The following is a 6,102-nucleotide window of genomic DNA, read 5'->3' as shown; positions in this document are numbered from 1 at the left end:
GCCGGCACGCGCCTGATGACGGTGGTGCCGCTCTCGAAGCTTTACGTCACCGCCAACTTCAAGGAAACGCAGATCGGCCTGATGCGCCCCGGCCAGCCCGCGACCATCCAGGTGGACGCGCTGGACGGCACCAAGATCCGCGGCCATGTCGAATCGATCTCGCCCGGCACCGGCGCTCAGTTCTCGCTGCTGCCGCCGCAGAACGCGACCGGCAACTTCACCAAGATCGTCCAGCGCGTGCCCGTGCGCATCGCCATCGATGCCGGCCCCGAGGCCCGCCACTGGTGCCCGGATTGTCGGTCGTCGTCACTGTCGACACGATCGCCGCCAAGGGCACTCAGGGCGCTGTCGCCAAGCAGGAGGAAGCGCGCCGGGACGGCAATCGGTGAGCACCGCCGCTTCGGATTCCCAACCTGAACAGCGCGCCGATGCCGCGGCCTGGCTGGCCGTGGCCGCGGGTACGCTGGGCGCCCTGATGGCGACGCTGGACGTCTCCATCGTCAACAGTTCCCTTCCCACCATCCAGGGCGAGATCGGCGCCAGCGGCACCGAAGGCACCTGGATCGCCACCGCCTATCTCGTGGCCGAAATCGTGATCATCCCGCTGTCCGGCTGGCTGGAGCGCCTGCTGGGACTGCGCACGCTGCTGCTCGTCGCCTCGGCCCTGTTCACCGCCTTTTCCATCATGTGCGGCCTGTCCACCACGCTGACGATGATGATCATCGGCCGCGTCGGCCAGGGCTTCACCGGCGGCGCGCTGATCCCTACCGCCATGACCATCGTGGCCACCCGCCTGCCGCGCGCTCAGCAGCCGATCGGCAACGCCCTGTTCGGCGCGACCGCTCTGCTCGGCCCGGTGGTCGGCCCGGTGCTGGGCGGCTGGCTGACCGAGAACGTCAGCTGGCACTACGCCTTCTTTCTCAACCTGCCGGTCGGCATCGCGCTGGCCACCCTGCTGCTGGTGGCGATTCCGCACCAGAAGTCCAATCTCTCCCTCATCCGCGAGGCGGACTGGATGGGCATCCTCGGCCTGGCCCTCGGCCTCGGCGGGCTGACCGTGGTGCTGGAGGAAGGCGAGCGCGAGCAGTGGTTCTCGTCCGAGCTGATCGTCATGCTCACGGGCGTGACGATCCTCGGCCTGATCCTGATCGGACTGGGCCAGGTCTTCGCCCGCAAGCCGGTGATCAAACTGAAGCTGCTGCTCGACCGGCAGTTCGGCAGCGTCGTTGCCATGGTCACGGTCGTGGGCATGGTGATCTACGGCACCTCCTATGTGATCCCGCAGTTTCTTTCGACGATCGCGGGGTACAATTCGCTCCAGTCCGGCCAGGTGGTCATGCTCTCCGGCATTCCGGTGATGATGATGATGCCGATCACGCCCTGGCTGATCCGCAATGTCGACATACGCCTTTCGGTGGGCTTCGGCCTTTCGGTGCTGGCCCTCAGCGCCTACCTGGAAACGGGGCTCACTCCGCTTTCGGACGGCGGCGACTTCGTGGAATCGCAGCTTCTGCGCGGCATGGGCACGGTGTTCTGCATGATGTTCCTGAACCAGGCGGCGATCCGCTCGGTGCCGAAGGAAGAGGCGGGTGACGCCTCCGGCCTCTACAACGCCGCGCGCAACCTCGGCGGCTCCTTCGCCCTGGCAGGCATTGCCGTGATCCAGGACCAGCGGCTCTGGCTCCATGCCCGCCGCCTGGAGGAAAGCCTGAACGCCAACTCGGTCGCCGTGCAGGACTATGTCGCCGCGCAAGGCGCCGGAGTCCTGCGCTCGCTTGAATCGACCATCCAGATCCAGTCGCTGACGATGACTTATGCCGACATGTTCTGGATGATGTCGGTGGGCATCGTCTTCGTCATTCCGCTCGTCCTGTTCCTTCGCCCGCTGCCCAAGAATGCGCCGCTGGCGACGGGACATTGAGGTACACCATGCGTTCGATCCTTCTCCCCGCACTCTCCGCCGGAACCCTGGCCACCCTGCTGTCCGCCTGCACGGTCGGCCCTAATTACGCCGGGCCGCCGAAGGCCGTGTCCGATGCTACGCCGGCCGCCTTCGCGCGCGCCGATGCCCAGACGATCACCGAGGCACCGCCGGTGGCCGACTGGTGGAAAGCCCTGGGCGATCCGCTGCTGGACGACCTGATTGCCAAGGCCCTGGCCAACAATACCGACGTCGCGGCGGGCGAGGCGCGCCTGCGCCAGGCCCGCGCCTCTCTGGGTGAGGAGCGCGCCAACCTGGCACCGAAGGCCAGTGCCTCGGCACTCTACGCCCATGCCCACGTTCCCGGCGTCGCGTTCGGCGCGGCCGAGGATTCCGGCGGCGGTTCGGGAAGCGGGGAAGGCAGCGAAAGCGGCGGTAGCAGCGGCTCCGACCTCAATCTCTACAACCTGGGCTTCAACGCCAGCTGGGAAGTGGACCTGTTCGGCGGCCAGCGCCGCGCCGTCGAGGCTGCCCGCGCGGGCGTGGAAGGCGCGGAGGCCAGCCTTGCCGACGTGCAGGTCAGCATCGCCGCCAATGTCGCCAAGACCTACCTCGACTTGCGCGACCGGCAGCAGCGCATCGTGCTGGGCCAGGAGTCGATCGCGCTTCAGGAGGAGGCCCTCGGCCTCACCCGCCAGCGTTTCGAAGGCGGCACCGGCACGGCGATGGAAGTGGCGCAGGCGGAAGGACAACTCGCCTCCACCCGCGCCCAGATCGCCCCGCTTGCGGCCGATCGCGACGCCTACATGAACGCGCTGGCCGTGCTCACCGCGCAGGCGCCCGGTACGCTCGACACTTCCCTTGCCGCTGCCGGAGATATCCCGCTGCCCCCCGCCACGGTGGCCGTGGGCGATCCGGCGCGCCTCATCGCCAACCGTCCCGACATCCGCGCCGCCGAACGCGAACTGGCTGCCGACACCGCGAAGATCGGGCAGGCCAAGGCGGCGCGCTTCCCCCGGCTGTCGTTCATGGGGCTGATCGGCATCGGCGGCACCAAGATCAGCGATCTGGGCAAGCTGGACGACTTCACCGCGTTGGCCGCTCCGCAGCTCAGCTGGAGCTTCCTCGACTTCGGCCGCAGCAAGGCCAAGGTCACCCAGACCGAAGCCGTGCGTGACGAAGCCGAGGCGCGCTATCGCGGCACGGTGCTCACCGCCCTGCGCGATGCCGAGGATTCGCTCGCCCGCTATCGCCAAGGCCGCGTCACCGTGGCTTCGCTGGCGCGGGCGCGCGACAAGGCGGCGCTGGCGCAAAACCTTACCGAACAGCGCTATCAGGCCGGAACCGCCACCAAGGTGACCTGGCTCAATGCCCGTAACGAACGCAATGGCGCGGAACAGAACCTGGTTACCGCCCGCGCCGCGCTGACGGCGGACTATGTGGCGATCCAGAAGGCGCTCGGACTCGCCTGGAAGTGATGGGCCTGCAAGTAACGAAAAAGGCTCCCCTGCCGTAGTCGGCGGGGGAGCCTTCGCGAATCCGCGGTGAAACCGCTCAGCCGTGCCGCGAAATCAAACGCAGGCCCGGAGCCGAGGGTGCCATCCGGAAACGATCGGCCTCGGTCGCCAGGGCGGCGATTTCCGAGGTCAGATTTCGTGCGGCGGCCGAGGTTTCCTCTACCATGGCCGCGTTCTGCTGGGTCGCGTGGTCCATGGCGCCCACCGCCGTGTTGATCTCGCCGATGGCGGCGGCCTGCGCATCGTTGTCGGCGGCGATCTGGCCCGCAAGGCGCGTCACTTCCTCGCCCGAGGAGGAGATCACGCCGAAAGCGGAGTCCACCTTCTGCACTGCGTCCACCGCTGCCTCGATGTCGGTCTGGGTGACGCCCAACTGGTCGCGCGCGCGCTTGGACTCTTCCTCCGCCCGCATGGCGAGTGCCGAAACGAGATCGGCCACCACCGCGAAGCCGCGCCCGGCGTCGCCTGCGCGCCCCGCTTCAACGGCGGCGTTCATGGCAAGGACGCGCGTCTGGAAGGCGATCTTGTCCAGCCCTTCGATCACGCCGTCGATGCCCTTGGCGCTGTCGCTCACCCGGTTCATCGCCTGCACCGCCGCATCGGTGCGCGCCCGGCCTTCCAGCACCGCGCCCATCGCCTGCTCGGACGTGCTGAGCGAGCGCGTGGCCGCCTGCGCCGTCGCCCGGAGCCGCTCGTCGATCTGCGCGATCGCCGCCGCGGTCTGTTCCAGGCTCGCCGCATTGCCTTCGGTCCGCCGGGCGAGATCCTCGGAAGCCTGCGCGATCTCGCGCGAGCCGACCAGGCTGTTCTGGGTGCTGGCCTTCACCGATCCCAGCAACCCGCGCAGGCTGGCCAGCGCCTCGTTGAAGCTCTCCTTCAGCGCGGCGTATTGGGCCGGGTAGTCGGCAACGATGTCCGCCGTGAGATCGCCCTGGGAAAGTGCGCGGAAGTTCTCTTCCATGCCCTGGACGACAAGGGCGTTGGCCTGAGCCTCCCGGTTCGCCACGATTTCCGCCTGCGCCGTGGCGCGGAACTGGAACATGGCCTGGGTCAGGCGGCCCACGCAATCGCGATAATGCGTGAACTCTATCGGGCTTTCGAGATCGCCTGCCGCCAATCCTTCCATCCGCACGACAGTGGCCACATAGGGCCCGGCAATCGCCTCGCGATAGGCTACCGCCAGAACGATCGCCACGATGGTCGATGCCAGCACCGCCCAGTGCGCGCTTGCATTGCCTACAATCAGCCCCGCCGCTCCGGAGAGCGCTACAAGGGCGACAAAGCTGCCGAAAGCGATCAGCAGCTTGAGACGAATTGGCGCATTAGCCTTGAACCATTCCATTCGGATTCCCCCACCCCTGAGTTGGCCCGACCGTTCCCGACGACATCGGGGACGATGGTGTTTTCTCCAGGCATTATAGAGGAAGCGCCTCGCACTTGATGGCGAAAGGAAACTTTCTTGCAGTATTGTGGAATTTCAGTTTTGTAATCGATATTATAACAATCGTTTTCCGTTAACATATTTTACTTTGGCGACCGTTCTGTTCTTTCAATGAAAACGATATTAGCGCCTGATTACAGCATATTGGCGGTTATGAGCAATATTGCACTCAAGATATTTGAGGTTATCGCTCCCCTGCGCCCTCTCGATCGATGAAGATCTGCAAAGAACCTCGCCAAACCGCATCCGCGTCGCTTCAGGATCGCAGCTCCACGACGCCTTGCTCGATAGCGCCGAAGGGCGTTTCACCCCTGGCTCCGCGCGCTTCCATGCGGATGGTGTCGCCATGCACCATGAACGGAGTGGCGGGCTTGCCGTCGCGGATGATCTCGATGGCGCGGACTTCGGAGATGCAGCTCGATCCCACTTGCGCATAGTTCGCGTTCGAGACGGTGCCCGAGCCGATCATGGTGCCGGCCACAAGGTCGCGGGTCAGCGCGGCGTGGGCGATCAGATCGTGGAAGCCGAAGTCCATCGCTGCGCCGCTGGCCCGGCCGAAGGGGGCGCCGTTCCACTCGACGATAAGGTCCATGCAGACCCGCCCGTCCCGCCAGGCCTCGCCCAGCGCCTGGGGCGTTACGGCGAAAGGTGCCATCGAACAGGGCGGCTTGGCCTGGACCCAGCCGAAGCCGGTCTTCATCTCGATCGGCGCGATCGTGCGCAGCGACCAGTCGTTGATCTGGACGACCAGCCGAACGTGCTTCAGCGCTTCAGCGGCGGAGGTGCCCATCGGCACATGGTCGACGATCACGCCGAACTCGCCCTCGAAATCGATGCCGTGGGCCGGGTCGGCAAAGGGCACCGGATCGGCGGGACCGTAAAAGCGGTCGGACAGGCCCTGGTACATCAGCGGACGATCCGTATCGACCGGCGGCAGGCCGAAGGCGATCTGCATGAGCTGGCCGTGCGTGCCGAAGGCCGAACCGTCGAGCCATTGCCAGGTACGCGGCAACGGTGCGCGCAACCGCGCGGGATCGAGCCGTCCGCCCGCGCCGGCTTCGAGCCGCGCCGCAAGCCGCAGCAGATCGGGCGCGACGGCCTGCCAGTCCGCCATGGCCGAGAGTAGCGTCTGCCCCGCGCTTGCGAGGTAGCGGGTGCCGTCGGCCGAGACCACGACCAGTGCCCCGTCCGGACGACCATTTTCCAACGTGGCAAGACGCATC

At 66.7% G+C, this 6,102-nt stretch carries 4 protein-coding genes and 1 pseudogene; 3 read left to right on the top strand and 2 right to left on the bottom strand.

What is annotated here, in order from left to right:
- The 3 genes and pseudogenes from ACI3K3_RS21860 to ACI3K3_RS21850 all read left to right on the top strand — a co-directional run.
- A pseudogene (locus ACI3K3_RS21860) lies at nt 1-389 on the top strand (HlyD family efflux transporter periplasmic adaptor subunit); the annotation flags it as partial.
- Nucleotides 386-1,921 carry an MDR family MFS transporter gene (locus ACI3K3_RS21855; protein WP_404917576.1) on the top strand — a complete coding sequence of 512 codons (1,536 nt, stop codon included), beginning with the start codon at nt 386-388 and terminating at the stop codon, nt 1,919-1,921. The pseudogene ACI3K3_RS21860 and the gene ACI3K3_RS21855, both read left to right, overlap by 4 nt.
- A gap of 8 nt (nt 1,922-1,929) precedes the next feature.
- Entirely contained in the window at nt 1,930-3,399 is a 1,470-nt protein-coding gene (locus ACI3K3_RS21850) for an efflux transporter outer membrane subunit (RefSeq protein ID WP_404917574.1), read from the top strand.
- Nucleotides 3,400-3,475: 76 nt separating this feature from the next.
- Here the strand turns inward: ACI3K3_RS21850 and ACI3K3_RS21845 are convergent, their stop codons facing one another.
- The gene (locus ACI3K3_RS21845; RefSeq protein ID WP_404917572.1) at nt 3,476-4,780 is read right to left on the bottom strand and encodes a methyl-accepting chemotaxis protein; all 1,305 of its coding nucleotides are present in this window, start codon (nt 4,778-4,780) and stop codon (nt 3,476-3,478) included.
- 355 nt (nt 4,781-5,135) lie between these two features.
- Nucleotides 5,136-6,101 (bottom strand): fumarylacetoacetate hydrolase family protein, encoded by a 966-nt coding sequence (locus ACI3K3_RS21840; protein WP_404917570.1) that lies wholly within the window; start codon nt 6,099-6,101, stop codon nt 5,136-5,138.
- Nucleotide 6,102 lies beyond the last annotated feature (1 nt).

It is taken from the genome of Novosphingobium sp. ZW T3_23, assembly GCF_044987305.1.
Taxonomy (GTDB): Bacteria; Pseudomonadota; Alphaproteobacteria; order Sphingomonadales; family Sphingomonadaceae; genus Novosphingobium.
The sequence above is the reverse complement of the archived record's forward strand: the minus strand, read 5'-3'. Positions and strand labels throughout refer to the sequence as shown.